At 48.1% G+C, this 26,982-nt stretch carries 22 protein-coding genes; 12 read left to right on the forward strand and 10 right to left on the reverse strand.

What is annotated here, in order from left to right:
* Window positions 1–160: 160 nt before the first annotated feature.
* The 4 genes from G493_RS0115175 to G493_RS29515 are packed head-to-tail and all read right to left on the reverse strand — an operon-like array spanning window position 161 to window position 5,229.
* A complete protein-coding gene (locus G493_RS0115175; protein ID WP_028581077.1) occupies window positions 161–1,339 on the reverse strand; it encodes an iron-containing alcohol dehydrogenase in 1,179 nt (392 codons plus the stop codon).
* The gene (locus G493_RS0115180; RefSeq protein ID WP_028581078.1) at window positions 1,323–3,308 is read right to left on the reverse strand and encodes a transglutaminase family protein; all 1,986 of its coding nucleotides are present in this window, start codon (window positions 3,306–3,308) and stop codon (window positions 1,323–1,325) included. The genes G493_RS0115175 and G493_RS0115180 overlap by 17 nt, the downstream gene beginning before the upstream one ends.
* Window positions 3,305–4,258, reverse strand: coding sequence for a DUF58 domain-containing protein (locus G493_RS0115185; protein WP_028581079.1), 954 nt, complete (start codon window positions 4,256–4,258; stop codon window positions 3,305–3,307). Before G493_RS0115185 ends, G493_RS0115180 begins: the two co-directional genes overlap by 4 nt.
* Complete coding sequence (locus G493_RS29515; RefSeq protein WP_084813605.1) at window positions 4,255–5,229, reverse strand: AAA family ATPase; 975 nt, start codon at window positions 5,227–5,229, stop codon at window positions 4,255–4,257. The genes G493_RS0115185 and G493_RS29515 overlap by 4 nt, the downstream gene beginning before the upstream one ends.
* A gap of 599 nt (window positions 5,230–5,828) precedes the next feature.
* Here G493_RS29515 and G493_RS29520 point away from each other — a divergent pair.
* The 3 genes from G493_RS29520 to G493_RS0115205 all read left to right on the forward strand — a co-directional run bounded on the left by G493_RS29520 (window position 5,829) and on the right by G493_RS0115205 (window position 8,500).
* Window positions 5,829–6,566, forward strand: coding sequence for a FadR/GntR family transcriptional regulator (locus G493_RS29520; RefSeq protein WP_161629834.1), 738 nt, complete (start codon window positions 5,829–5,831; stop codon window positions 6,564–6,566).
* Window positions 6,567–6,674: 108 nt separating this feature from the next.
* Window positions 6,675–7,685: an alpha-hydroxy-acid oxidizing protein gene (locus G493_RS0115200; protein WP_028581080.1), complete on the forward strand. Its 1,011-nt coding sequence runs from the start codon at window positions 6,675–6,677 to the stop codon at window positions 7,683–7,685.
* A gap of 20 nt (window positions 7,686–7,705) precedes the next feature.
* Window positions 7,706–8,500 carry a sulfite exporter TauE/SafE family protein gene (locus G493_RS0115205; protein ID WP_035274676.1) on the forward strand — a complete coding sequence of 265 codons (795 nt, stop codon included), beginning with the start codon at window positions 7,706–7,708 and terminating at the stop codon, window positions 8,498–8,500.
* A 101-nt stretch (window positions 8,501–8,601) separates the two neighbouring features.
* Here G493_RS0115205 and G493_RS33855 read toward each other — a convergent pair whose 3' ends face one another.
* Complete coding sequence (locus G493_RS33855; protein WP_167332851.1) at window positions 8,602–8,901, reverse strand: hypothetical protein; 300 nt, start codon at window positions 8,899–8,901, stop codon at window positions 8,602–8,604.
* Between G493_RS33855 and G493_RS0115215 the strand changes: the two genes are divergently transcribed.
* Window positions 8,900–9,472 carry a LysE family transporter gene (locus tag G493_RS0115215; RefSeq protein ID WP_232363773.1) on the forward strand — a complete coding sequence of 191 codons (573 nt, stop codon included), beginning with the start codon at window positions 8,900–8,902 and terminating at the stop codon, window positions 9,470–9,472. The two genes, G493_RS33855 and G493_RS0115215, sit on opposite strands and share 2 nt — an antisense overlap.
* Window positions 9,473–9,557: 85 nt before the next feature.
* On the opposite strand, the gene G493_RS0115220 is transcribed toward G493_RS0115215, so the two are convergent.
* Window positions 9,558–10,562 carry an arsenic resistance protein gene (locus G493_RS0115220; RefSeq protein ID WP_028581084.1) on the reverse strand — a complete coding sequence of 335 codons (1,005 nt, stop codon included), beginning with the start codon at window positions 10,560–10,562 and terminating at the stop codon, window positions 9,558–9,560.
* 215 nt (window positions 10,563–10,777) lie between these two features.
* Window positions 10,778–11,194, reverse strand: coding sequence for a DUF302 domain-containing protein (locus G493_RS0115225; protein WP_028581085.1), 417 nt, complete (start codon window positions 11,192–11,194; stop codon window positions 10,778–10,780).
* A 248-nt stretch (window positions 11,195–11,442) separates the two neighbouring features.
* Here G493_RS0115225 and G493_RS0115230 point away from each other — a divergent pair, with 248 nt between their 5' ends.
* Window positions 11,443–12,846, forward strand: coding sequence for a sigma-54 interaction domain-containing protein (locus G493_RS0115230; protein ID WP_028581086.1), 1,404 nt, complete (start codon window positions 11,443–11,445; stop codon window positions 12,844–12,846).
* Here G493_RS0115230 and G493_RS0115235 read toward each other — a convergent pair.
* Window positions 12,828–13,127, reverse strand: a complete 300-nt coding sequence (locus G493_RS0115235) for a hypothetical protein (protein WP_153306542.1) — start codon at window positions 13,125–13,127, stop codon at window positions 12,828–12,830. The two genes, G493_RS0115230 and G493_RS0115235, sit on opposite strands and share 19 nt — an antisense overlap.
* A 31-nt stretch (window positions 13,128–13,158) precedes the next feature.
* Between G493_RS0115235 and G493_RS0115240 the strand changes: the two genes are divergently transcribed.
* The 7 genes from G493_RS0115240 (at window position 13,159) to G493_RS0115270 (ending at window position 25,738) form a co-directional block, all read left to right on the forward strand.
* Window positions 13,159–15,252 carry a sigma 54-interacting transcriptional regulator gene (locus tag G493_RS0115240; protein ID WP_028581088.1) on the forward strand — a complete coding sequence of 698 codons (2,094 nt, stop codon included), beginning with the start codon at window positions 13,159–13,161 and terminating at the stop codon, window positions 15,250–15,252.
* A 974-nt stretch (window positions 15,253–16,226) separates the two neighbouring features.
* Complete coding sequence (locus tag G493_RS29525; protein WP_051309344.1) at window positions 16,227–17,654, forward strand: benzoate/H(+) symporter BenE family transporter; 1,428 nt, start codon at window positions 16,227–16,229, stop codon at window positions 17,652–17,654.
* A gap of 13 nt (window positions 17,655–17,667) precedes the next feature.
* Window positions 17,668–18,378, forward strand: a complete 711-nt coding sequence (locus tag G493_RS0115250) for a hypothetical protein (protein ID WP_028581089.1) — start codon at window positions 17,668–17,670, stop codon at window positions 18,376–18,378.
* 236 nt (window positions 18,379–18,614) lie between these two features.
* On the forward strand, window positions 18,615–19,772 hold the full coding sequence (locus tag G493_RS0115255; RefSeq protein WP_028581090.1) for an iron-containing alcohol dehydrogenase: 1,158 nt from the start codon (window positions 18,615–18,617) through the stop codon (window positions 19,770–19,772).
* Between the two features lie 21 nt (window positions 19,773–19,793).
* Complete coding sequence (locus tag G493_RS29530) at window positions 19,794–20,687, forward strand: N-acyl homoserine lactonase family protein (protein WP_051309345.1); 894 nt, start codon at window positions 19,794–19,796, stop codon at window positions 20,685–20,687.
* Window positions 20,688–20,843: 156 nt separating this feature from the next.
* On the forward strand, window positions 20,844–22,922 hold the full coding sequence (locus tag G493_RS0115265) for a sigma-54 interaction domain-containing protein (RefSeq protein ID WP_051309346.1): 2,079 nt from the start codon (window positions 20,844–20,846) through the stop codon (window positions 22,920–22,922).
* 395 nt (window positions 22,923–23,317) lie between these two features.
* Complete coding sequence (locus G493_RS0115270) at window positions 23,318–25,738, forward strand: Lon protease family protein (protein WP_028581092.1); 2,421 nt, start codon at window positions 23,318–23,320, stop codon at window positions 25,736–25,738.
* A 183-nt stretch (window positions 25,739–25,921) separates the two neighbouring features.
* On the opposite strand, the gene G493_RS0115275 is transcribed toward G493_RS0115270, so the two are convergent.
* Both G493_RS0115275 and G493_RS34015 read right to left on the reverse strand, forming a co-directional pair.
* The gene (locus G493_RS0115275) at window positions 25,922–26,575 is read right to left on the reverse strand and encodes a TPM domain-containing protein (protein WP_028581093.1); all 654 of its coding nucleotides are present in this window, start codon (window positions 26,573–26,575) and stop codon (window positions 25,922–25,924) included.
* The gene (locus G493_RS34015; RefSeq protein WP_205623695.1) at window positions 26,576–26,974 is read right to left on the reverse strand and encodes a hypothetical protein; all 399 of its coding nucleotides are present in this window, start codon (window positions 26,972–26,974) and stop codon (window positions 26,576–26,578) included.
* Between the last annotated feature and the right edge of the window lie 8 nt (window positions 26,975–26,982).

Below are 26,982 nucleotides of genomic sequence, written 5' to 3' on the forward strand. Positions count from 1 at the left end.
GTTTATTATGAATAAAGAAGAGAGAGCCCTCTGCGTAACGTTGAAAAACTACAGATAATATTGGTGACTGTTTCAAATGTGGGATCTTGGATGAAAGAAAAGTCTTTTGTTATTTTTGTAATTGGTCTTCGTTTTGATGGTGTTCAAATGCCAGGGCTTTTTACAGTGCCCTTTGCAGAATATGTCGGAGGTCGTTTTCAGTCAGGGCAATGGGGTTGCCTTTCATGCTGCTGGCATTTTGAGCAGCCTGGAGGAGCGCTGTGACGTTGTCCATGGAAAAACCATATGCTGCCAGGCCGGGAATTGAAAATTGTTTGCAGAAGGCAAGGAGTTGTTTTGGTCCTTCATGGATATCTGCATCGGGGTTGCCAGTTATCATTGCAGCGATGTGCTGGTAGCGGGCAAGAGCACTGTTTTCAGGCTCTCTCTCCAGCATGGCCTCAATATTAATCGCCATGACATGTGGCAGCAGCGCAGCACAGATCCCACCGTGTGGAGCATCGTACATTCCGCCAAAAGGGCCGGCAATGCCGTGGACAGCACCCAACTTGGCATTGGCCAGTGCCAGGCCTCCATAAAGACTTGCCAGGGCCATATTACTTCTGGCCTGGATATCAGAGCCGTTTGTACAGGCACGGGGAAGTGCTGAAAATGCGCGTTTGAGACCATCGATACAGAGCTGGTCTGTAAGGGGTGAGTTTTGAAGGGAGACATAAGGTTCCAGCACCTGGGTCAAAGCGTCCATGCCGGTTAATACAGTAATTGCAGGGGGCATGGTTATTGTCAGTTCCGGATCTACTAACGCTACCCTGGGGAGCATACGCGGACTTCGCAGGCTTACTTTCAGTCGGTGTTCCGGTGAACCGATGACAGCATTGGCTGTCACTTCCGCACCGGTTCCTGCGGTGGTCGGGACTGCGATATAGGGTAATGGGTCTGCCAGCAGAGGTTTGCCCCGGCCAATGATTTCCAGGTAATCGGTTATATCGCCGGGGTTGTTTACCAGGGTAGCCACCGCCTTACCCGTGTCCAGTACACTGCCGCCTCCAATGCCTATTACCAGGTCGCATTCGTTCTGATGACAGGATGTCACACCGCTGGCAACCGTATTTATGGTCGGCTCTATGTGTACGGGATATTCGTGGATATGCAGCCCCTTGCTGCGAAGCATATCGATCAGGGGTTGGTGGCGCTCCATACTCTTTCCATGAACCAGAAAAACCTTTGCTCCAAACTGCAGAGCAGTGTCTCCCAGCTGTAGGTGTGTACCTGGGCCGAAAATGATTTTGCCGGCTGTGGAAAAGGTAAAGGCTTTGGGTGGTTCAACGGGTTGTATCATGCTGTGTACCTGGACGAAAATTGGTTGTCATGCTGCGGAAATGCGCAAGGTCATCATCGTTGTACTGCCCACTGAATCGTAGTTTGATGTATAAATGTACAATCGGCGCTGCCTGGTCGTAAAGGTCCTGCCTCTGTTTTTTGATTTTTTCCAGAAAGAGTATAGGGCCCTGACTTGGAAGCCTCCCAACCCCTGCGCGCTGCATTTTTGTACAGAATGTGGACCAGTACTGGCTTACTTTATCCTGTTCCTGTTTTTTGGGCCGTAAAAAAACCAGGTTCAGGAAAAATGTGGCCCCGAGAAGGACCGCGGCAATAAACACTATTTGTACGATACCTTTATTGAGTGAAATATTGATACCGATTTTGGAGAAAAGGCTTCTCTGGCTGGATATGGAATATTCCATGACCCACATGTTCCATTTGTTATTGGCAAAATCCCACATGTTGCGTACACCCGTAAACCACTGGGGGACTTCATGAAAACCCAGTCGGGAGAGCCATGAGGCTTGAGTATCATCCTGTATTGCCTGTTCTGCGCTCAGGTTTGCTCTTTCCGGGGCGACTATGGTGGTCGGATCAACTCTTTGCCAGATATTTTCGTCGTTGAGCACTTCCACCCAGGCGTGGGCGTCTGATTGGCGGATAATCCAGTAATCGCCCATGGGATTTTTTGCTCCGCCGAGATAGCCGCCAACCAGTCTTGCCGGGACATCAGCTGCCCGCAGGAGAAATGCCAGGGACGTTGCAAAATGTTCGCAGAAGCCGCTTCGACTGGAGAACAAAAAGTAGTCTATGGGATCCCCCTGCATGGAAACAGGTATGGCACCTGGTTTCAGGGTATAGACAATGTTCTGGGTTTTGAAGAATTGAATTGCTTTTTCAACTATTTCCATTCTGGAACCAGCTACCTGAGACCATTGCCTGGCAAGGTCACGTGCCCTGGGATTTCCTGTGGAGGGAAGGGATAATGCCAGGTCTATATTTGGTGACCTGGCTTGGGAACGGGCCCCCAGATATGATTCCACCGTATAATTGAAACGGCTGCTCACAGGCCTGCGTCTGTACAGGGAGTGATCATCGCGTAGCCAACTCCAGGAGGCTTGCAGCTGAGTGGGTAGGTCGATACCAAAGAGCCACTGCTGGTTGTGGGGTTCCAGGGTTACGTTGTAGCGAATTTTTCGTGTTCCTTTCTGGAACTGGCTGGCTGCTCCACGGCTGCGGTTTCCCCTTTTCCATGTCTGGCCGTCAAAATTCCAAAGTACGATACCCCGCCAGTAGAGCTGGTCTTGCGGGGGAGGATCAGAGGTAAAGGTAACTCGAAAGGCAACTTTATCGCTTTGAGCCAGAGAAGCCACGGTGCCTAAAGATATGGTGTCGCTGAACCCGGTTTTGTTTTGCAGTAGCTCCGGTCTGCCCCAGAAGCCTGTCTGAATGCGGGGGAAGACGAGAAAGAGGATAATCATGAAAGGAAACGCCCGCAACGCCAGCTGAAAGGAGAGTGAAAAAGCTGGAGAAAGTTGTAGTTCCGGATACTGAATATGGATAAGCACTGCTGTGTTGAACAGGACCGTGAACAGAATATAAAAAGTGGCAATGATGGAATCATTGAAAAACATACCGCTGACAATGATGAAATAGCAGAGGATGACGGCGATAACACCATCTTGTAGCTTTTTCAGTTCAAAGAGTTTCAGGGCTATCATTAGAGTGAGAAGGGCAACAAAGGCCTCCACGGTCAGACCTTCATGGGTGAGTACCGCCATGATGAACAGGATCGTACCCAGGACAGTCCGGACTTTCAAACCAGGTATGGGCCAGCCTTTATACAGGGAACCCAGATGATATCCCCACATGCAAATACAGATCAGTGTTGCAATGACGGATATGTTAATCAGGTGGGGAAGGGTGCACAGGATAACTGTGTAAAGAATGGGAAGGGTTTGGCTGCGGTCGGAATGACTGTTCATTGTCCGTAGAGACTCAGGGCTTTAAGGCAGGAAGATGTATGAGGTGCACCTTGTGACGGCTCAAGGAGTTGCGATCCCAACCGGAGGCCAAATGGGATTCCCCTGGCATCAGCAGTGAGGATCATCTGGCAGAGTCTGGAGAGTTTGAACTCCAGATCTTTTCCTGGAATATCCTGAAGTGAAAAGAGCGAACTACCTGAAGTTTGCTCCTCAAAAAATTTCGAATGCAGCCCTTTTCCTCCAGCCAGACTTTTCCAATGGATTTGCCGAGGCGTATCGCCTGGTTTATAGGCGAGCAGGCCGGAAAAATCCTTGCCTTTGGAGCGTTCCTGCTGGTGTTGATCTTCATCTGAACCTGTGCCGGTCTCAGTGTGTAAAGGCCCGGCAATGGGGGTGGGATAGACCAGGCAGGAGAGCGAAACAGGGGCTTCCGTTCGCCAGGTGAACAGGCCAAGGGGGAAACTGGTGGAGAGAAAAATTCTGTTCACCTGCAGTATTCCTCTGCTTTTTGCGGGCAGGGCAAGTTGTGTGCTGGCAGCAAGATTATGAGTGAGGTTCAGTTGTTGGCGGTGATGATGATCAAGGGCGGCTACTACTCCGTATCGTTTCCCTTCCCTTGCCTGCAGATGAATATTGAATCGGGTGGTCTGGCCTGCAAATACTGGTCTGCCATTTCCCCCTGAAACAGTAATGTTACGCAGATTACGATAGGTCAACATGATTGAAACCAGGAACATGGAGCTGAGAAGAAACGTCAACAGATACCCCAGATTATTGTTATGGTTGATTGAGCCTATGAGCAGTGCCGTCAACATCCCGAAAAATATCACCCCGTACAGGGTCGGATGAAACCGGTATGTAACGGTTTTGATGCGAATGGCTGGCATGAACTTGTGCAGCCTGTCAGAGGTGAAATATTGTTGAATGGCAGAGACGACGGATGTACTCATGTTGGTACCGCAACAGCTTGAAAAGAGGTAACAAGGTCATCAAACGGCATTTCCGTCATGGTATCGGTCTGGTGTAGTCTGTGAATTGCCACATAGGGCAGTACCTGCTGGATATCTTCTGGAATCACGTAATCCCTTCCACTGATCAGTGCCCAGGCCTGTCCCGCCCGAGCCAGGGAAAGGCCTGCACGGGGAGAAAGACCCAGGGAGAAAAGGCCGCTGTTTCTACTATATTCCAGCAGGTTCTGGATGTAGGTTACCAGAGGATCTGAAAGATGAACGTTCATCACCATCTGCTGCAGGTTAAGTACTTGATCCGGCCCAAGCAACGGTTGTGCTTTGGCAACTTCATCCTGAATTCCTCCCCCGCGCAGCAATCTGTTTTCCGCTTCTTTGCTCGGGTAGCCGATGGATATGCGAAACAGGAATCTATCCAACTGGGACTCTGGCAGCGGATAGGTGCCTGCCTGTTCCAGGGGGTTTTGGGTGGCCATAACAAAAAATGGGTTGGGCAGCATCCTGGTCTCTCCTTCAATGGATACCTGATGCTCTTCCATGGCCTCCAGCAGGGCACTCTGGGTCTTGGGAGTGGTTCTGTTGATTTCATCTGCCAGTAGAATCTGGGTGAAGACCGGACCTTTGTGAAAGGAAAACGAGCCGCTTTTCGGGTCAAAAACAGCCACTCCCAGAATGTCGCCTGGCAGCATATCGTTGGTGCATTGAATACGCTGGAATTCCAAACCTAAAATTCGGGCCAGCACTTTTGCCAGGGTGGTTTTACCTATACCTGGAATATCTTCTATAAGCAGATGCCCCTGGGCAAGAAGGCAGCACAGCGACAGTTTAACCTGCAGTTCCTTTCCCAGAACATAACTGCTCACCCGTTGTTCGAGGGAAGAGAAAATGGCGGCTAATTCTTTTTTATCATGAAATACATCGTGATTTTCTTTGGAGGTTGTGGGCACACTCATTGAATTTTCTGTATATGATTTTGATATGAAATTTAGGGTCGCGGAAAATAATAAATATCCAAAAATTGCGTAGGATACCGGTTTGGTAACGTCGTCGCGTCAATGGTTCCATACTGGCCGTATTGAGCCATTGACGTGACGACGTTACCGAGTTGAGAGACAAGCAAGATTGGATAATCTATTTTTTCTGTGACCCTTATATGTGTCTTGCTGTTATGCCCCAGGGCATATCATGAGTCAGGGTTCACTTTGATTATAAAAGAACAGGGGCAAAATCTGAAAGCTGTATTTGGTTTTTTATAAGCTGAATCAACTAAAGCTCAAAATCTGATTTCAGATAATTCAGTAACAGCAAAGAACTTGATCATAGAGACTCCACGAAGTCTCCCGCTGGTCGCTTATCTCTTTAAACGATAGCGATTTCACGCATGGATAGGCCAACGGAGCCTGCACTTACCTAAACTTGAGCAAAACTCCTCATTTCTGGACAAACACTCGTTATGGATACTTCCGGCGATGGGGAAAAAAACATTGACATAGGATGTGTTTTTTTGTATTTGGCTAAATTGGTTGGGCCAATTTTTTTTCAATGTAATGCTATGCAGAAAATACGACACGATCAAGTAGTACGAAAAATAGAAGAATTTATTGCCTGCGGTCAGTTCAAAGCAGGGGAACGTATCCCACCGGAACGTGACCTGGCGGATCATTTTCAGGTTTCGCGTAATACTATCCGAGAAGCGATCAAAGCCCTGGCTGAGAAAGGTGTATTGGTAAGTCGCCGTGGTGCCGGAACCTTTGTGGCTCAGGGAGCCCTGGCATGCGTGGTCTATGGTTTTACTCGACGTCATAAACGGCTGACGGAAATTTTTGAGTTGAGAAATCTTCTGGAACCTCAGATCGCCCGTCTTGCAGCCAGGAGGATAACCTCTGAGCAGATTGAAATTCTCAAGGGTATTGTGCAGCAGCAGCGAGAGAATCTGGAAGACAAAACAATCCAGGCAATGCTTGATGACCAGTTTCATTCCCTGATAGTACAGGCAGCTGGAAATACGGTTCTTAGTGAACTGTATGACGCTTTGCACGGGGCACTGACCGAGAGCCGCTCCCAGGAACTGCAAAGTTATGAACGCAATGTACGTTCCATGGAATACCATGGCAGGTTGGTAGAAGCACTGGAGGCACATGCTGAATCACAGGCCGCGACTATAATGCGTGAGCACATGCAGCAGGTGGAATCCAATTTTGAACAGCTTGTCAGGGCACAGCATCACACTGATGGAACTGAGCATTTGCTCGAAAATGATGCGGAACCGCATGCTAACAAGAAATTGTAATACAGTTATGTTGTCTGAATATACGCAGTCCGTATAAAAACTCAAAGCGTTTACAGGTGTACCTGTGGAGTCTCTGTGAATGCTTACAGGTAAACACAGGAGAAAATCATGAAAGAAGTCTTAGATGCAGCACGTGAAAAAATGAAAGGCTATTGCCGGGTTTGTCCCCAGTGTAACGGCAAGGCCTGCGTGGGAGAGGTTCCCGGCATGGGCGGGCTTGGTACCGGCTCTTCCTTTGCCGCTAATCTCGAGGCACTGGCAAAGTATCGGTTTAATATGCGCCTTATCCATGACGTGACAAAACCTGACACCAGCATTGATTTTCTGGGGCGAAAACTATCCATGCCCGTACTGGCCGCCCCCATTGGCGGTGTGAGTTTTAATATGGGCGGAGGTATCACTGAAGAGGAATATACCGATGCGGTTATCGGAGGTTGCGTAGCAGCAGGAACCCTCGGCTGTACAGGTGACGGCGTACCTGATTTTATCCATGAATCAGGCTTTGGTTCTATTACAAAGAATCAGGGACAGGGAATCCCCTTTATTAAACCCTGGGAAGACGAAGAATTTTACCAGAAACTGGAAAAAGCACAGCAAACAGGGATCGATACCTTTGGTATGGATATTGATGCTGCAGGTCTGGTTACCCTGCGTGAAATGGGAAGACCTGTTTCTCCTAAAAACCCCTCACAGTTACGCAAAATTATTCAATCCACATCGCTCAAGTTCATTCTTAAAGGCGTGATGACTGTGGATGAAGCAGTGTTGGCTGCAGAAGTGGGTGTTGATGCCATTGTTGTGTCCAATCATGGGGGGCGAGTTCTGGATTTCTCTCCAGGATCGGCAGATGTGCTGGAAGACATTGCTGACGCAGTGAAAGGTAAAGTTACCATTCTTGCCGATGGCGGTGTACGAAGCGGCGCAGATGTATTGAAGCTGCTTGCCCTGGGGGCGGATGCTGTTATGATTGGCCGTCCCATTTCTGTGGCAGCCGTGGGCGGTCTGCAGCAGGGCGTGGAGAGCTATCTGGCCAAGATCAAGGGCGAGCTAATTCAGTCCATGGTGCTTACCGGCACAGCTACGGCTTCCATGGTGAGCAAAGAAATTTTGTATTCCTGATCAGGGAGAAGCGAGACATTATGGAAATTATACTTCTCTATTTAGCTCTTGGGGCCTTTGGCGGCGTGCTTGCAGGACTCCTCGGCATTGGTGGCGGATTGGTTATTGTACCCATGCTCACCTTCAGCTTTGCGGCCCAGGGTATTCCCCATGAGCACATTCTGCACCTGGCGTTGGGAACTTCACTGACTTCAATCATTTTTACGTCCATTTCCAGCCTGCTGGCCCACCATAAGCGTGGAGCAGTTATTTGGCCCACTGTGATCAGTCTTACCCCTGGAATCCTGATCGGCACCTTTTTCGGTACCTGGGTGGCAGCGCAGTTGTCCACCAATTTTCTGAAAATCTTTTTCGGGGTTTTTCTGCTTTACGTGGCTACGCAGATGCTGCTGGGCATTAAACCCAAGGCATCTCGGGAATTGCCAGGCACCACCGGTATGTTTGCCTCTGGCAGCATCATCGGTATCTTTTCCAGCCTGGTGGGAATTGGCGGAGGCACTTTGTCTGTTCCTTTCCTGGTGTTTCACAATACAGCCATGCACAAGGCAATTGGTACAGCAGCTGCCATTGGCCTGCCCATTGCCCTGGCCGGCTCTGCAGGCAATATCCTCAACGGCTGGTCTGCAGAAGGGCTTCCAGCCGGATGCATCGGCTATGTATATTTGACAGCACTGATCGGTATTGTGGCAGCCAGTGTCTGCACTGCCCCCCTAGGTGCAAAACTGGCCCATAGCCTGCCCGTGGCAAAGTTAAAACGAATTTTTGCCATTCTTTTGTATGTGGTGGGAATTAAGATGTTGATCGGTGGGTTATAAAACGGGAATAAAAAGAAACCTGGCAGGGGGAAATCTCCCTGCCAGGTATGGTATTATCTCCAAAATACATTCACTTGTAACTGATCACAGTTCCTCCATCTTCAGCACAGCTTTGCCGCAGCCAATAATCGCAAAATTCTTTTTAGCCGCAAGCAGTTATTATATGCATCTGCGCTATGGGAGAAGGGTACTGAAATGCTCTTCCAGTCTTTGACACGGTCGCCACAGATACCATCCCTTGGAAGTATGACAGGGAGATTTTCCATGGCATAAAGAGAAGCTTTGGAGTATGGAACAGAAAAATGCTCACTGATTAATTCAAGATGGTTCCCTTCTATGTTTACAGCTCTGGTTACTATTTTTACCACCAGTTTTATGATAGCCCTTTCCGGAGCTCTCATGCCCGGACCCGTACTGACAGTTACCGTGACTGAAAGTACTCGACGGGGAGCTTTTGCCGGGCCATTGATGATGCTTGGGCACGGAATCCTTGAGCTTGCCCTGATCGTGGCTCTTTTGGCAGGACTGGCACCTTTGCTCAATCAGGATAAGGTCTTTATAACTGTTTCTGTTGTGGGGGGAGTAATCCTTCTGTGGATGGGAGTGAGTATGCTTCGTCAGTTGCCTGATACTTCACTTACCGTGGAAGCATCATCGGATAAATCCAGAAATCTGGTACTGGCCGGTATCCTGCTGAGTCTTGCCAACCCATACTGGTTAATCTGGTGGGCAACTATTGGCATGGGATACATTGTTGTGTCTGTGAAGTATGGTGCGGCAGGGGTTGCGGCCTTTTTTTCAGGACATATTCTTGCCGATTTTATCTGGTACAGCCTGGTATCCTTTGGGGTAGCCAGAGGCAAACGGTTTTTAAGTGATGGCGCATACCGAAAATTGATTGGTTTTTGTGCTTCCTTCCTGCTTCTTTTTTCCTGTTATTTTTTCTATTCAGCAATAGATCGCCTGGTGTAAAAATCAGGGGAAACGTGTAATGCGCATAGAGCGGAGTCGCTCTATGCGTTACCTGCATATCTGGTCTACTGTCTGTGATTTCGGATTATGCTTCCTGGGCTTCAGGTGTGACAGACTGAGGAAGCTCACCAAATACCGAGTCGGTGAATCGTACGTACCAGGCGGCGGACTGTACCTGAATAATATATGCCAGGGCGATTACCAGGGCTGCATTGGCTCCGGCTTCACCAAAAGCATTGATGGCAATGGCCAGGGCAATGGACAGGTTGCGCATAACCGTACCGTAAACCAAAGCGATCCCATCGTTGCGTCCAAACATTGTCTTGCCAACTACGGTGGACAGTGCAAAGTTAAGACCGTAGAGAATCAGCAAGGGCAGAAAAATTGATACCAGCATTCCAGGTTGCGCAGTGATGGTCTTTGCCTTCAGTGCCATGGCAACAAAGACAATGCCCAGGACACCTATGGTGGATAGAGCCGGGAAACGTGGCGCGACCTTTGCTTTAAATTCATTCATGCCATATTTCTTCAATAGAAACTGGCGGGTCAGATATCCTGCTGCCATGGGCAAAAACACTATAAAGATAATCTGTTGCACTACCTTTGCAAAATTTACATCAACCTGCGCCCCAAGAAGCCATTGCACATAAAAGGGGGTGGCAAGCGAGCCCAGAGTGAGGCCGATCACAGTCATATTGATGGCTGCTCCCATATTGCCCTTGGCAAAGCCTGTCCAGGAGATGGTCATCCCGCTTGTGGGCAGGAGGGCCGCCAGCAGGAGGCCCAGTGCCATGTATGGTTGGCCTGGAAAGAAAATTTTTCCCAGACCAAAAGCAACAAAGGGAATCAGACCAAAATTAATGAGCTGGGTCATTGATTGCAGCTTCATATCCATGCCCTGTTTCAGGTGGTTGATGTTCAGGGTGACCATCATAGGGTAGACCATGAGAAAAGTCATCGGAATGATGAGTATTTTAAGGCTTTTTATCAGTTGTGGCGATGTCAGTACGCCAAAAATACAACCAGCAATCATGAGCGTTGGAATCGCGTATACCAGGTTTTTATTTATCTTGATCAGATATTTCCACATGGTTGCACCTCTCGATGGTTACAGACTGTCTAGGGATATACACTTTGTTTATCTCGCGTAACTGCTCACAATGCACCTGATCTTTCCGCGATCAGCCTGGCTTACGTATGGCCCAATACGCTGCGCCAGCCTGCTTGCAAAAAACTCAGGCACCCTGTAACCAGTTACAAATACAGGGGAGTTTCAAGCTTATTCGTCTCCCCTATGAGTAGCTACTATCTTGCTTCATCAATCATCGAATGAATCGTACTATGCGTTCCTGCAAGTGATTCCGGAAATTTTGGGTCTTCAGGGACCAGCGCTTCTATGTCTTCCTGTTCATAGCTCAGGTATCGAATTTGTGTTGTACTGTTTTTAGTGAAAACATGGACAAACTTGGGCATGAGGATGGCCCGTTCAGGGTTGGCCGTTAAACTTTTATCAGCTTTTGTGGGTTTACAGATCTGGATCATATGCAGATCGAAATCTTCCGGGACATTGCCGCCATGTTCGGTAAAAGTTTTTTTCATATCCATGGTAGCGGCGTTGTTGATGACAAAATTTTTTGATCTGGCAATGGCGGCAAAATCCTGCACAAAGGTGGCTACGCTTTTATCGCTTTCCACAGCATAGACATTTGTATTTCTCTGCATGGGTAGGGCCCCTCGTTTGTTACTCATGGTTGTTTCAGGCAAACTCGATTGTCAACACTGTAGAACAGTGCGAGTTGTATTGTATTTCTGAATAGATAACAAAATATATGCCAGAAGATGTTTTTTGTTGTAAAGCGTTGAAATGGTGAGTGTATTTTGAGATCATGCTTGACAGTGGTTCATGTTTCCTGTATGACGTAACGTTACTATTGCATGTTTGGTAACGTTACTCTTTGCAGAGGTAACAGGTGGAGAAAACAAAAGGCAGTATTCTCAATGAACAGTTTGTCAGCAGGATTATTGATTCCATGGCGGATGGGGTTTTTATCATGGATGACAAAGGCCGCATTACCTACTGGAATCGGTCCATGGAGCGCATCAGTGGCTACACAAGCGGAGAAGCTCTGGGCAAAACCTGTGCGTTGTTGAGTTGCAGCAGATGCTTTGGCAAAAGTTGTCCCGCAGATGCCAACAGATGCAAAATCTTCGAGCGTGGCTACTCTGAAGCCAAGGAATGCCACCTGCAGCACAAAGACGGTCGCGATATTCCGATAATTAAAAACGCCAGTGTGGTAAAAGCCAATGATGGCAGTATACTTGGGATTGTTGAAACAGTAACAGATCTCACTGAACTCAACAGGGCCAGAGCAGAAGCTGAACAGGCATCTCTCAGGCTGGGCGAGATGCACAGGCTGGATAACATCATTGGCAAGAGCGAAGCCATGACCAAACTGTTTGCAGCAGTGAAAATGGCTGCTGCCAGTGATGCAACGATTCTGATCCATGGTGAGAGCGGTACCGGAAAAGAGCTTATCGCAGGAGCCATTCATTTTAACAGTGATCGCAGGACCAATCCCCTTGTTACCGTGAATTGCAGCGCCTTGCCGGAAACCTTGCTGGAAAGTGAACTGTTCGGCCATGTGAAAGGGGCATATACAGGAGCTGTACGTTCCAGGACCGGGCGTTTTGAAGAGGCGACAGGAGGAACCATTTTCCTTGATGAAATTGGCGAACTGAGCCCCTTTATCCAGGTCAAACTTCTTCGGGTGTTGCAGGAACGTGAGATCGAACGGGTTGGGGAATCTGTTAAACGCAAGGTAAATATCAGAGTGGTTGCAGCCACAAACAAAGATCTGAGAGAAATGATCCGCGATAAAACCTTTCGTGAAGATCTGTATTATCGCCTGCATGTTTTTCCGCTTTCTGTGCCACCGCTGCGCGAACGGAAGGAAGACATTCCGCTTCTGGTGAGTCATTTTATAGACAAGCTGAAACAGAACACCGGAAAGCAGATTGTAGATGCCTCGCGGGAAGTCATGCGTGCTTTTCTCGATTATGACTGGCCTGGTAATGTGAGGGAGTTGGAGAATGCTATCGAACATGCTTTTGTTCTCTGCGGCAGGGATCGGATAGAGCTTGATGATCTACCCGACAATCTCCGGAATCCCACTGCTCACAAACTTGATGCGGTAACCCGTCCTGTGGAGACAAAAAAATCCAGGGTAACAAGGGAGGAACTTTTTACACTCCTCCATGATTGCCAGTGGAACAAGGCCGAGGTGGCGAGAAGGCTTGGGGTCAGCCACACCTCGGTGTGGAAATATATGAAAAAATGGGATATCCCTCTACGACCTCAGGGGCGCGGTAGATAATATGCTGTAACCAGTAACCAGTAATCCGGATCACGGATTGTTTTTATATTGGTTGAAACTGCAGGGCTTGTTCTGTTTGTGGCATGTCCGCAGTTGGTGTTATGGTTGCCGGTGTTTGCCGGTGTTTGCCGGTGTTTGCCGGTAACAGGTGTTGAATTTTTCTGCAAATCCGGCAGGTTCTGGTATGTTCGAAGGGAGAGGCAAACATACCGGGCTGCCGGATTGGCACCCTTTACAGGAGGGGGAGATTTTTCCTCGGCAGCTATTGTTTTATATTCCATTACGGACTTCAGCATCGCGAAAGGGGGGATCATGAAGGTCGTAAAGGTCATGGATACTGAAATAGCAGTTCTTTCAGTTGATGACTCCTTGCAACAGGCAGCAAAACTGCTGGAACAAACTGATCGGCAGGAAATTGTGGTGGTACACCCGGATTTTTCACCTGCAGGCCTGTTAAGTCACCGTGAGATACTTCGCGCCATTGGTCAGGGAATGACTGTGGATGGGGCTATCGGCCCAATGGTGAATACCCATTTTGGCGTGACAGATCCTGATTCATCGTTATCTGCTTTGGATTCCGACGGTTATGGGCACTGGATAGTATATGCCCAGGGCAAACCTGTGGGCCTTGTCCGATATGCTGAGGTCGCCGAGAACGGTTTTCAAGATCCCAGGCATCTTTTTCGGCATCTCGGCAGGCTCATGGAAAGTGTTCAACTTCCTGTTCTGGTTCAGGATATTTCTTCCACCATTGTGGTTGCCAACAGCACAGCCTGCCAGGTAATAGGCCTTGCTTCGGAATCCATTATCAGCCATCCCATAGGCTCCATTCTAACGTCACTTGGCTCTGAAGACAGACGCAGCGTTGGCACTATGGAGTTCATCCAAAGATTCCGTCTACATGGGGTCACCTATATGGCCACCTGGGCACCGGTCAATCTTCGGGGGAAAGAGGTAGGTGCATGTGCCATTTTGGGAGACTGTACCGAAAGCGAGGTCATGTTTGATGAACTTTCCCATGCCCGGGATGTTTCCAAAGAACTCAGCGCAATCATAGAATCTTCCTTTGATGGTATTTATGTTACCGATGGTCGCAGTCGTACATTACGGGTGAACAGAGCGTATGAACGGATCACCGGCATTAAGAGCAATGAGGTTGTGGGCAAGACCATGACTGATTTGGTTGAAGGAGGAATGTATAATGAATCTGCAACGTTACGTGTTCTCAGGGAAAAGCATCCGGTGACCATTGTCCAGAACATTATGAAAACAGGCAAAACCATTGTTGCCACCGGTAATCCGGTATTTGACGAACAGGGCAACATTTTCCGGGTAGTCACCAATGTTCGGGATGTGACGGAATTGAATCGTTTGCAGGAGCAGATCGAAAAGATGGAGCAGCTCCAGTCCCGTTATGAAATGGAGTTGCAGCAACTGCGCAAAAACAGCAAAGATCATAAAAGATTCGTGCTGAAGTCGAAAAAGATGAAGGAGATCTACGCCTTGGCGCTCAAGCTGGCCAAGGTGGATTCCACCATTCTCATCCAGGGAGATTCAGGGGTGGGGAAAGAGGTGTTCTGCGAGATTATCCATAGCAATGGAGTACGGCAAAAGAAGCCATTTATAAAGATCAGCTGTGCTGCTATTCCTGAAAATCTGTTGGAATCCGAGTTGTTTGGGTATGCACCCGGTTCATTCACTGGAGCCAGTAAAGAGGGGCGGGCCGGAATTTTCGAGGTAGCGCACGGGGGCACCATCTTTCTTGATGAGATAGGTGAGATGCCCATGAGTTTGCAGGTGAAATTGCTGCGTGTATTGCAGGAAAGAGAAATCGTACGCATAGGCGGGTCTAAACCGATCAAGGTGGATACACGTATTGTAGCAGCCACAAATCGTGACCTGGAAGAAATGGTGAAGAATAAAGATTTTCGAAAAGATCTCTTTTTTCGCCTAAATGTTGTGCCTGTCATGATCCCGCCGCTTCGAGAGCGTAAGGAGGCAATCAGTCATTTTATTTTCTTCTTTCTTGAAAAGCACAATAAAAAATACGGATTCAGCAGGCAGATAACCCCGGAAGCCGTTGATGCCATGATAGAGTACGATTGGCCCGGCAATGTGCGTGAATTGGAAAACCTGATAGAACGTCTGGTGGTCATGTCTCAAGGCGAGATAATCACCGCCGATGATCTGCCCAGCAAGATCAGGTCAGTGCAGGTACTGCACAATGGCATCAGCCGAGAAGATAAACCCCTTAAGGCTGCACTGGCAGAATTTGAATATCAGTTGCTGAGTGCTGCCCTGGAAAAATATGGCAGTTCCCGGAAAGCTGCCATGGTCCTTGGAATAAACCAATCCACCGTTGTCCGTAAGGCTAATCGTCTGGGGATTCGGATTGGTACTGAGTGATTGATGCATTTGTGCATATGTCGATGCATTTGTGCATCAAACGATAAGGTTCCCTCTCGGCCACAGTTGTAAAAACTATTTCAGTTATATTTTCGATGAACAACCCCTGCCATCGATGCATTAATGCATCGGATAGCAGGGGTTGTGTTATTTTCATATGCGTATTGTCCTTTCCGGTTCCAGGAAAGTGCTCTCTATCCTTTACTAAAAAATCGCATGCCCGCAACGGGTTCAATGGAGCATCCCATGAATGGAGAAATTTATTTAAAGGTATAGTTTTCAGATGGTTAAGAGGTTGATCGCTTGTGGTTCTGGTAGTGTACCACTGTTGGTCCGGGATACAGGCAGGTCTGTCTGCAACAGACCTTGTATAAAAATCGGCTGCAATTCCAATTAAAATGTGACCGGAGATTGCTAACGGCTCGTTTCTTGCTCATACAAGAGCATATACCACCGGTATTGACGAGTTTCTCTGGAACATTGCTGTGTTTGCATATGGGGAATGCGGATTCATTCCATGGGTGCGGATCCTGATGTCCTCATTTCCGTCAATGTTCTCCCTGGGGGGTATTCAGGCAGTACATGGCCAATCAATGCTTGGCTGGGTGTCGTATCTTTCCATGACATTGTCATAAAGTAGATTGTCTTTCGTATCTGTCTGTAAAAATGAGTAAACTTTAATATCGGATTCTCTGCGCAGGGATACTCCGCATTTCTCACAGGCATATTTTGCTGTGTCACAGGTTTTCAGATATGAAGTCGTGTACTCCTGTTGGAGTGTACGCCTGGCTTACATGTCTGCATGTACTGCTGATGCCTTAAAATAGGTTTGTCCGAAAGGGTGGCTTTTTGATGTCGCGCATTCCTTGTTTGTAAAGGGAGCCAGCGTGCTTTTCAAAAAGTCATGGGTGGTGTGGAGTTGGGGGGCTTTTCTAGAAGGAAGAATATCCAAATAAGGAAAGGAGTGTTTGCACATGAGAAAAAAGAGAGAGTATGGGGCGAGACAACCAGGCATACCCATGGGGCCATTGACCCTGCGTATACCCTTTATCCACTATCGGTTCGAGATAGCAGATTACCTGCAGGGGCTGTTGATGTGTACAGTCTGTCTCGCAATTATCCCGGTGTTAACGGGTAAGTTAGGGATGTCATTTGAGGTGGCTCTGGCTATCGTTATAATGAATGGCACGCTGTATCTGGCCCATGTCACATTTGGTGATCCGGTCATACCTGGCTGGGTAACACCGGCTATCCCCCTGCTGATTGCCTATGTGGAGACATTTGCACCTGGGGTAGAACGCATGCAGGCGTTGATCGCATTTGAGCTGACCTTCGGGCTGTTTTGTGTTTTTTTGGGAATTACAGGGCTTGCAAAGCGTTTCGTGCGCCTGATACCCAATGCGGTGCAGTCTGCTATTTTAATGGGTGCAGGATTCTCAGCTGTCATACTTGTGTTTAAGCCTGGTGAGGGATTGAAGAGTTTTGATTCCAACCCCTGGACGATCACCATCTGCATAGGTATTGCCTTTTACCTTTTGTTTTCCGAACATTTTAAAAAATTGAGGCGTGAAAACAAATTTATGTACTACCTGGGGAATTTGGGCATGATGCCTGCTCTGGCGTTGGCAATTGTTGTGGGGCCGCTGCTGGGTGAACTGTCATGGCCCACCTATGACGGTAATATCATTACCCACCCTGATTTCCAGACCCTTTTTAAAGAATTTACTATTTTCGGTAACATACCCTTTCCTTCTCTGAAGATGTTCATCACTGGACTGCCCATGGTGATCAGTTCTTATGTGGTGGTGTTTGGAGATGTTATTCAGTCACAGGCATTACTTGATGATGCGCAGAAATATCGGCCTGATGAAGAAATCAATTACAATCCTAACAGGTCTCACATCATCTTTGGTGCCAGAAACAGTATCATGTCCATCATAGGCCCTGACATTTCCATGTGCGGTCCGTTGTGGGCAGCCATGCAGGTCGTTGTCTGTGAACGTTACAAACATGGCCCTAAAGCCATGGAATCAATCTATGGCGGTGCGGCATCATTTCGTTTCGGAACATGGACCGGTTATTTTCTCGCTCCAATAGTATCCACTGTTAAGCCAATCCTCGGTGTTGGTCTTGCTTCAACCATGCTTATTCAGGGGTATGTGAGTGTCCGGGTGGGTGTCCTTAAATCACGTGGATTTAATGATTTGGGCATTGCAGGTGTTGCCGGGGCAATTCTTGCTACCCGTGGAGCCGCCTGGGGATTGGGATCAGCAATTATCCTGACCGTTCTCATTTATCTGAGTAACTTCCGTAAAGCATATGAAAAGGAAGAACCGATTTTTCCCATGGATTCTCCTGACGCCATTGCCAAGGAAATTGCAGAAACAATGAAAGCAAAATAATACGACTGACTCCATGGCCAATATACTCGGATTTACGAAAAATTCTCAAGATAGATTGTCGGCAGAACATGTGTTCCTGATTGGTATTGTCGCGGTTTCCCTGGCGGGCTTTATGCTGTTTTCCGATGATCGCTGGGCAGATCATCTCTTGTCTATGGTTGGGACAATCGCTGTCATTCTTCTTTTGATTGGGTTTGGACTGAGCAGGATGCATCCCATGCTGTGGAAACGAATTTTTCACAAAGCCGAGTATGGGCGATATGTAAAAGGGCAAAGAGAAATCGTTGAAGCTCTGCAGAACCTGGGTGATGAGTACCAGGTGCTGTGCGGGTTCACCTTTGAACTGATCCATATAGAGTTTCTCGTTCTTTGCCCCGGCAATATTTTTGTACTAGGCCAGGCCAATACACAGGCTCCCCTGCGTGTGGAAGATGATCTGCTCATGGCTGGAAACCAGTCTCTACAGAAGCTGACCGCCAATCTGTGGAAAGCAAGTCACCTGGTCAATCTTGTTTTCAAAAAAGGCTATGGCAGGGATCTTATGCCCATGCCGATTCTGGTGATACCCCATGGCCAGGAGCAAGGAGTGGAAGAATTTGACGGTATAACCATCGTTCACCCTGAGCAACTTGGTGCACTTCTGGATCGGTCGCGCCAGCAGGATATCTCTGAAGAGATGGTGTTGGGCTTCAGTGAATATCTCTACAAAAGGTACATGGCATAACCCTGTTTCTACAGATGCATACCACTGTTTAAATATGATACCGGGAGATTGTTCGAGAAGAGGGTTTTTTCCCAGATCCGAACATTTCAGAAAAGCAAGCATAGCCGTATGCGTAAGATTGCAAACAGTTTTTTTGAAATAACAGCGGGCTGGGGCAAAAGGGCCTTCTCAGGCAACCTCCTGGCGTCCTTCAGGAGCATTCCATAGGTTGTGCTCCTGTACGAAAGGAGAAATATATGTCGAATATAACTTTATTTCGGACCACTGAACGCATTGTGATGGGTGCCGGAGCGATCAACAATATTGTTGAAGAGATTCAGCGCTTTGAAGGTAAGAAGCCAATTATTATCACGGACCCTGGCCTGGTTTCCACCGGGATCATAGACCGGCTGGAACAGATTCTGGATGACGGCGGCATTTCATTTGTCCGCTTTGATCGAGTAGAGGCCGATCCTCCTTACGAACTGGTCAACGAAGTCGTTGACCTGGTCACTGCCAACGGCGTGGACTGCGTAATAGGCATTGGGGGTGGTTCTTCCCTTGATATTGCCAAGGTTGTTGCCGTCATGGTGACTAACCCTGGCTCGGTGGAGGATTATTTTGGCATTGATCTGCTGAAAAAAGCGGGCATTCCCCTGGTTTTGATTCCAACTACTGCAGGAACAGGCAGTGAAGTGACGCCCATTGTCATCCTTTCAGATCATCACGAAAAATTGAAAAAAGGCGTTGTCAGTTCTTTCCTGTTTCCAAATTGTGCCTTGCTTGATTCCGAGTTGACCCTCGGGCTGCCGCCTGCGGTAACTGCTGCAACCGGTATGGATGCACTGATACATGCCATGGAAGCATATACCTCGATCAATGCCAATGCCACCACAGACATGCTGGCTGTGCAAGCCATGGATCTAATTTTCAATAATATACGCACAGCCTATGCTAACGGTAGTGATATTACAGCCCGTGAGAAAATGCTGGAAGGCAGTATGCTGGCAGGGATGGCATTCGCCAACGCCGGGGTCACTGCCGTACATGCCTTTGCCTATCCCATTGGTGCGGAATTTCACATTCCCCATGGCATTGCCAATACGATAATGTTGACTCCGGTCATGGAGTTTAACCTCATTGGCAACCTGGATAAATTTGCAGATATTGCCCGTATTTTTGGCGAAGATCATGCTGATATCAGTGTAAGGAAACAAGCAGGGCTTGGAGTTGCAGCCGTACGACAGTTGGCTGAAGACTTGAACGTTCCACAACATTTAAGCGCCTATGGAGTGCAAGAAAAACATATTCCAGACTTGGCTGGAGGTGTGATGAAAGTCACCAGGTTGCTGGCAAATAATCCGCGCCTGATGCGGATCGAGGACGCAGAAGCTATTTACAGAAAGGTGTTGTGAGCAGGCAAAGGAGAAAAACAAATGGGACTAAGCAGAAGGGATCTGTTTAAATTAGGTGGAGGAGCGGCTGCCGTTGTTGGGCTTTCACACTTTCCGATTTTCAGTGCCAGGGCGTCCCGTGGCCTGGAGGTAGAGGTTTATGCCTTTCATTGCGGTATCCTCAAAACCCAGACCCAGTACATCCTGAAAGACACGCGGGTAGGAGTACCGTTTGATATCCCTGTTCCGTTTTATCTTATTCGTCGAGGAGGGGACTGGGTGGCCTATGATATGGGCAATAACGCCCAGGTAGCTGTCGATCCCATAGGATACTGGAGTCAGTCAGTCTGCGAGGCATATATGCCGGTCATGAAACCGTATGAGGCCTTCAGGATTCAGATTAAAAAGCTCGGACTCAAGCCAGAGGATCTGCACGCCGTTATTGTCAGCCATGGTCACCTTGATCATTGCGGGGCTTTGGAAGACTTTGTCGGAACCCAGGTGCCGATCTACATCCAGAAAAAGGAACTGGAGTGGGTTAAAGCTCAGGTGGAATCTGGTAAGAGAACTGCGTATATACCCGATGATTTTAAGCAACTCGGGGAAGTCAATATTCAGCAGGTCGATGGTGTACTTGATCTTTTTGGCGACCAAAGCGTCATGGCCATCCCAACCGTTGGCCACACTCCGGGGCATCAGTCACTGCTTGTTCGTGCCAGCAGCGGCAAGAATTATATTCTTGCCCAGGACGCCTGCTATACCCTGGAAAACATGTTTGCATGTATTCCTCCGGGATTAGCCCATGATATTCCCGATTCAATGACCAATATCTATCATTTCAAAGCTATGAGCGTCATTGGTGCTGAACTGGTACCTCCCCACGACCCTGATTGGTGGGCAGGTAAACCATTGGCTCCGCAGAAATTGATAGTATAGCCGTCGTGTCAACCAGCCTCTCCCTCGTTCATCACGTCCTGCCTTTTCGGGGGGCGTGGTGAACTTTTCACTGTGCGATCTCCTACGCAAATTTTGGATATTTATTATTTCCCGCGACCCTAACACATTGTGAAACGTATGCAAGTCAGGGACTGTATGCAGCATGAAATCAACGTGCTATCCGGTGATGATACCTTACGGTATGCTGCCTCCACTTTCGCAGTACATTCAGATCAGCTCGCTCTGGTTCTGGATACTCAAGGATATCCGGTTAGAGTTGTTACCTCTGCACATATCATACAGGCCATTGCTCTTGGACAACGTATGCACGAACCAGTTCATACATTACCCGGACCCCGGTGCGGGGTGGTCTCTCCAGAAGATATGGTGTCTGCAATTATGGATTCGCGATATGATTACTGGGCAGTGTGCGAAGCAAACAATATTATCGGTTTTCTCCAGCGCAGCCAGATCTGTCAGGATTCTGAATCTTCTGAAAAAGATTTTTTTCATCATATGGAGACAGCCCTGGAGTGTATTTCCAGACCAGCTCTCCTGGTGAACAAACAGAACCATATTGTTGCCTGTAACACCTCCCTGTGTCAAACGATACGCAGGATGAAAACCGATATTGTTGGCCATGGCATCGCATCAGTGCTGGGCTTGTTTCAGTATCAGGGACAGAAAAATCGACCAGGGGACATTCTGGCAGAATTGGGTCAGAGATGTACCATTGACGGCACTGCATATGTGGCTGATTGGATACCTCTTCTTTTGGAAGATGACCCGAGGGGGGCATTTGTTCTTTTACAGAATGCAGAATATTCTTCCACTTTTTGTGAGCTTGAACAGGCACGCGATACATCGCGTGAACTTAACGCCATTATAGACTCGTCGTTTGACGGTATCTATGTCACCGACGCAGACAGCCGCACTATCATGATTAATGATGCCTATGAACGTATCACAGGAATCAAGGGGCATGAGGTTGTGGGGAAGACCATGATCGAGCTTGTTGAGCAAGGGGTTTTCAGTGAATCGGTTTCTTTGCGCGTATTGAAAGAGAAACGACCGATTACCATTGTGCAGAATATTACGCGAGCCAATAAAACCATAGTAGTAACCGGTAATCCTATTTTCAACGAAAAGGGAGATTTGTTCCGGGTTGTGACCAATGTTCGTGATGTTACAGAACTGCATCAGTTACAGAATAAAATAAAAAAGATGGAGCAACTGCAGTCAAGATATGAGGTTGAACTGAGACAATTTCGTGAAACAGGAGACGATCATACAAAATATGTGATTAAGTCAAAGAAAATGAAAGCCGTCTATGAACTCGGGCTGAAGCTTGCCAATGTTGACTCAACTATACTGATTCAGGGCGAATCCGGAGTGGGCAAAGAAGTCTTTGCGGAAATCGTCCATAATAACGGCAGGCGAAGAAAAAAACCTTTTATTAAGATCAGTTGTGCTGCAATACCTGACAATTTATTGGAGTCTGAGCTTTTTGGATATGACCCCGGTGCCTTTACGGGTGCAAACAGAGAAGGCAAGGTCGGTATTTTTGAGTTAGCCCATGGTGGAACTATTTTTCTCGATGAAATAGGTGAAATGCCCCTTGGATTGCAGGTTAAGCTGTTACGTGTCCTGCAACAGAAGGAAATTGTCCGTATCGGAGGAAATAAACCTATACAGGTGGATGCACGCATCATGGCTGCCACCAACCGTGAACTTGAGGAAATGGTTCGCAGCCACCGGTTCAGAAAAGACCTGTTTTTCAGGCTTAATGTAGTACCTGTGGTTATTCCGCCACTCAGGGAAAGAAAAGAGGCTCTCAGTCATTTTATCTATCTTTTTCTGCAAAAATGTAACAGTCGTTACGGCTTCAGCAAACAGATAGCTCCAGAAGTGGTCGATATCCTGGCATCGTATGATTGGCCGGGGAACGTAAGGGAACTGGAGAACATGATCGAGCGATTTGTGATAATGGCAAACGGTGAAGTGATAACTGCAGATACCTTGCCTTTGCATTTGAAATCGTTTTCCAGCAAACCTCCAGCAGCATGTTTTGAGAAAAAGACATTGAAAATGGCCATGGACGAGTATGAACGGAAACTTCTTCATGCTGCCATAACCAAATATGGTACCTCCAGAAAAGTTGCAGCAGCACTGGGCATTAATCAGTCTACCGTTGTGCGTAAGGCAGAGCGATACAGTCTTTCCATTGGAAAATAATTGTTTGAGCATGAGTTTTTAAGGGGCAACCCAGCAAAAAGGGCAAGTAAAAACGTATTCATTGAAGTATGGTAACCCCTTATAGGGGAAACAGATAAAATTGAAATTCCCCTGTATTAGCAACTGGTTACAGGGTGCCTGAGATTTTCGTAATCAGGCTGGCGCAGCGTATTGGATCATACGTAAGCCAGGCTGATCGCGGAAAGATCAGGTGCACTGTGAACAGTTACGAAGTATGTTGAAAAGCCGCTGGCTCAGGGCCTCGGAAAAGAATAAATGATCCAATCGTGTTGGTTTCTCAACTCATTTTTCCTGCGCAATTTTTGTGTAGTGAGTATTTTCCGCGCCCCTTGGATCTCGATGTTAAACAATTTTATTACGCTGTTTTGCCGCCTATGCCCATCTCGAAGCTTACCGTTGCTGAACTTCGCCTCACCCTCGATCCCGACACACTGGGATTTGCCGATACTTCAGAATTGCTGGATCATACACTACCCTGGATTGGACAGGAACGTGCGGAAATCGCTGCGCGTTTCGGGCTCGAAATGGATCAATCGGATTACAATCTGTTCGTCTTGGGTGAGGTCGGCAGCGGCCGCTCTTCGCTGCTGAAACAGGCTATGCAGAAAGTCGCCTTGAAACGGCCAACGCCGCCGGACTTGTGTTATCTGCATAACTTTGACACGCCAAAGCATCCTTGCGCAGTCAGGCTTCCTGCTGGCCAAGGTCGCTTGCTCTGTCAATACATGGCGCGCATGATCAAAGATCTGTTGACGGAAATCCCCCTCCAGCTCGACGGGCCGGATTTTAAGGTGGAAAGTGAGCGGATAGAAAAATCCTACACAGAAGAAGAATCCAAGGCCTTTGCTGAACTTGAAGCTTTTGGTGAGGCGCGCCATTTCAGGATGCACCGGGAAGCCAACCAGATCCTGTTTACTCTGCATGGCAAGAAAGGGCAAGCCATGACCGAGAATGAAATGCTTGCCTTGCCCAAAGAACAACGTGCCGCCATTGCACAGGCGGAACAGGAACTGCTCGCTGAAATCAATCGGTATTTCGAAAAAAGCCGTCCTATGGAAAGGGCGAAAAACGAGGCTCTTGCGGCCTTAAGTCGGCAAGTGGTCAAGCCGCTGCTGGAACGTGAACTGCAAAAAATTCGCACACCTCTGGGAATCAAGGATTCCAGCAAACTCGGCGTCTATCTCGACCAGGTTATGGAAGATCTGCTCGACAATCTGGAAGTATTCAAAGCATGCGAAACCGACGATGAGTTACACAAAGAGACATTGAACAATGTATTATCCCACTATCAGGTTAATCTGGTGGTAGACAATCATGGGTTGGATGGCGCACCGGTGATCGTGGAAGACAATCCTTTGTTCCGCTCACTGTTCGGCAGTATTGAGTACCAGACCGAAAGCGATGTGCTGGTAACGGGTTTTTCCCGCATCCATGCAGGCAGCCTGCATAAGGCCCATGGAGGCTTTCTGATGCTGCATCTGAGTGATCTGCTGACCGATCCTCTGGTGTGGGAAAAATTACGGCGTTTTTTTCGCAGCGGACGCCTTCAGATCGAAGAGCCGGACACGGCATTTGCTCCGATTGCAGCGGTTTCGCTTGTACCCGAAGCTGTTGATGCCACCGTAAAGATTGTCCTCATAGGCTCGCGGGAGCTATACTACGAGTTGCAGGAGGCTGATCCTGAATTTGCACGACGCTTTCGGGTGAAGGTGGACTTTGCCGATCGATTTTCCGCCAACAGTGATACGCATCGAGCTTCAGCCATCTTTGTTGCTCATACCTGTCAGAAATTTGGATTGCCCCATTTTTCCGCAGCCGCAGTCGCACGCCTGTTGGAACAGGGACATCGCGAAGTGGAAGACCGTTCACGCCAAAGTGCCATCTTTGGGCACGCGAAAGCTCTGATAATAGAAAGTGCTGTCCTGTGCCAGCAACAAGATGGTGGTCTGGTCAAGGCGGCTGATGTCGATGCAGCTCTTGCCGCACGTAAGCTGCGTCATGACTATCCTGAGCAGCGGATGCAGGAAGCCATCGCCGAAGGCCAGGTGATGATTTCCCTGTATGGCGAGGAGGTTGGCCGGGTGAACGCCCTGACAGTAGTGGACCTGGGAGATCATTGCTTCGGTTTTCCCATGCGGGTCACTGCACGTACCTACGCCGGTGAGGATGGCCTGATCAATATTGAGCGTGAGGTGGAGATGTCCGGTCCTGTTCACGACAAGGGCGTGCTTATTCTCCATAATTATCTCTCTGCACTGTTTGCCAGCAATGCCCCTCTAGCCCTCAGTGCCTCGCTTGTTTTTGAGCAGGAATATAGCGGTATCGAAGGCGACTCTGCTTCCTGTGCAGAATTGTATGCTTTGCTCTCATCGCTGGCCGGGTTGCCCCTTAAGCAGGGCATAGCAGTGACCGGTGCACTCAATCAGCACGGTGATGTGCTCCCAGTAGGTGGTATCAATGAAAAGATCGAAGGCTATTTCAAGATTTGTTCTGCTGCAGGACTTGATGGCAGCCAGGGGGTATTGATACCGTACCGTAATCGTCGCCATTTGATGCTCAATCACGAGGTGATCGAAGCCGTTGCCCAGGGATTGTTTACCATCTATACCGCAGAGCATGTCTCCGAAGGTATGGAGCTACTTACCGGAGTGCCTGCGGGCAGTTCAGATAACAGTGGCGTTTTCTCCAGCGGCAGCGTTTTGAGCCATGCCCAGGAAACCCTGCAGGCTTACCGTCAAGCTTGTCAGGCCTCGCAGGACGGCAGGAAGGTGAAACATGTGGGTTCTCCGCAATGATTCGGATGTTTCCTGTTAACGTTTTTGTTTGCACCCAGCCGGAGCCGTATTTGCCGTTGTCGTGGTTGGCGATGTGTGCGGAAATTTTTTGAGGTTTTGTGTTCAGATGAACCTTTTTCGTTCATCGACATCTATAACATACAGAGGGCTGCCATTTGGTGTTCAAGTGATTATCAGAGATTGTCAGTCCCGGATTATGAGATTGTGCAATTCGTCCACATTATCTTCTTTTATCGGAAAGTGGGCAGCAAGGCTTTCGCCAATACTGTCCACTGCCCTGCAGATTCCCTGACACCGTTTCCCTATTCTGATGTTGGCGACGAGTTCGGACACAACGTCGTTCCAGTAATTTTCGTCAATAACAGCATTTACCCCTGCATCGCCAAGAACCCAAACTTTTCGTTCAAAAACGGAAATGTAGAGCAGCACGCCATTTTCCTGTTTTGTTTTGTAAAGCTGTTCCATGAAAAAGGCGGTTATAGCCCCTTCACGTACCTCGTCTTCAATATCGCCTTCAGTGATGAAGAATCTGTGTAATCTTTGAGTGCGCGGAATGATGAGAGTAAACAGGAAATATGCAGAAATGAAAAATCCGCAGAAAAGAAGATATGATGAAGACTCTGCCTGTAAAACACCTGATAATGGAGGTGTGAGGATAAGGCTTGTCAACATTCCTAGTAATAGAGCTCCCAGATGTGTTGCCAAAGGGTAAGAGTAACTCCGTGAAACGATCATGGGGACAATTTCACCGGAACTCTTTTTTTCAGCCCTGTGTACGGCTTCTGTAACCAGACGTTTCTCATCCTCTGAGAGGAATGTAGCTGCTGAATTTTTCATTTACCATCCTCCGGAGGCACCGCCTCCACCAAAACCACCCCCGCCGCCGCTGAAACCACCGCCAAAACCGCCCGGTGAACCTCCACCGGATATCCATCCGGAATGTCTGGATGAGCTGACAGTAGGAAGCGTAAACAGGGAACCAATAAAATAGCCGTAGAATGCGCCAGCCACCGCGAATAGAATCAGAATAAGCGCTCCAGGCATAAAAGAGAGCATGGCAATGATGGGCAGCGCAATAGCTCCGACAATAGCTCCAAGAACTTTGCTTATTTTTCCGATTGTATTGAGAAAGAGAGTCGCTAGGCCAAATAGGAGTAAAAAATCGGTAATCTTGCTGCCTTTCTTCTGTGATGACAGATCTTTTGCGGTGAATTCTCCCTGGACAGCCTTGACCATAGCGTCGA

Origin of the sequence: Desulfogranum japonicum DSM 18378, assembly GCF_000429945.1 — a bacterium.
In the GTDB taxonomy this organism is placed as follows: Bacteria; Desulfobacterota; Desulfobulbia; order Desulfobulbales; family Desulfobulbaceae; genus Desulfogranum; species Desulfogranum japonicum.

Bases quoted from the DNA above. Each gene is read 5' to 3' on its own strand.
- G493_RS0115175 (WP_028581077.1), bottom strand. From the start codon at position 1,339: ATGATACAACCCGTTGAACCACCCAAAGCCTTTACCTTTTCCACAGCC.
- G493_RS0115180 (WP_028581078.1), bottom strand. From the start codon at position 3,308: ATGAACAGTCATTCCGACCGCAGCCAAACCCTTCCCATTCTTTACACA.
- G493_RS0115185 (WP_028581079.1), bottom strand. From the start codon at position 4,258: ATGAGTACATCCGTCGTCTCTGCCATTCAACAATATTTCACCTCTGAC.
- G493_RS29515 (WP_084813605.1), bottom strand. From the start codon at position 5,229: ATGAGTGTGCCCACAACCTCCAAAGAAAATCACGATGTATTTCATGAT.
- G493_RS29520 (WP_161629834.1), top strand. From the start codon at position 5,829: ATGCAGAAAATACGACACGATCAAGTAGTACGAAAAATAGAAGAATTT.
- G493_RS0115200 (WP_028581080.1), top strand. From the start codon at position 6,675: ATGAAAGAAGTCTTAGATGCAGCACGTGAAAAAATGAAAGGCTATTGC.
- G493_RS0115205 (WP_035274676.1), top strand. From the start codon at position 7,706: ATGGAAATTATACTTCTCTATTTAGCTCTTGGGGCCTTTGGCGGCGTG.
- G493_RS0115215 (WP_232363773.1), top strand. From the start codon at position 8,900: ATGCCCGGACCCGTACTGACAGTTACCGTGACTGAAAGTACTCGACGG.
- G493_RS33855 (WP_167332851.1), bottom strand. From the start codon at position 8,901: ATGAGAGCTCCGGAAAGGGCTATCATAAAACTGGTGGTAAAAATAGTA.
- G493_RS0115220 (WP_028581084.1), bottom strand. From the start codon at position 10,562: ATGTGGAAATATCTGATCAAGATAAATAAAAACCTGGTATACGCGATT.
- G493_RS0115225 (WP_028581085.1), bottom strand. From the start codon at position 11,194: ATGCAGAGAAATACAAATGTCTATGCTGTGGAAAGCGATAAAAGCGTA.
- G493_RS0115235 (WP_153306542.1), bottom strand. From the start codon at position 13,127: ATGGAATATAAAACAATAGCTGCCGAGGAAAAATCTCCCCCTCCTGTA.
- G493_RS0115240 (WP_028581088.1), top strand. From the start codon at position 13,159: ATGAAGGTCGTAAAGGTCATGGATACTGAAATAGCAGTTCTTTCAGTT.
- G493_RS29525 (WP_051309344.1), top strand. From the start codon at position 16,227: ATGAGAAAAAAGAGAGAGTATGGGGCGAGACAACCAGGCATACCCATG.
- G493_RS0115250 (WP_028581089.1), top strand. From the start codon at position 17,668: ATGGCCAATATACTCGGATTTACGAAAAATTCTCAAGATAGATTGTCG.
- G493_RS0115255 (WP_028581090.1), top strand. From the start codon at position 18,615: ATGTCGAATATAACTTTATTTCGGACCACTGAACGCATTGTGATGGGT.
- G493_RS29530 (WP_051309345.1), top strand. From the start codon at position 19,794: ATGGGACTAAGCAGAAGGGATCTGTTTAAATTAGGTGGAGGAGCGGCT.
- G493_RS0115265 (WP_051309346.1), top strand. From the start codon at position 20,844: ATGCAGCATGAAATCAACGTGCTATCCGGTGATGATACCTTACGGTAT.
- G493_RS0115270 (WP_028581092.1), top strand. From the start codon at position 23,318: ATGCCCATCTCGAAGCTTACCGTTGCTGAACTTCGCCTCACCCTCGAT.
- G493_RS0115275 (WP_028581093.1), bottom strand. From the start codon at position 26,575: ATGAAAAATTCAGCAGCTACATTCCTCTCAGAGGATGAGAAACGTCTG.
- G493_RS34015 (WP_205623695.1), bottom strand. From the start codon at position 26,974: ATGGTCAAGGCTGTCCAGGGAGAATTCACCGCAAAAGATCTGTCATCA.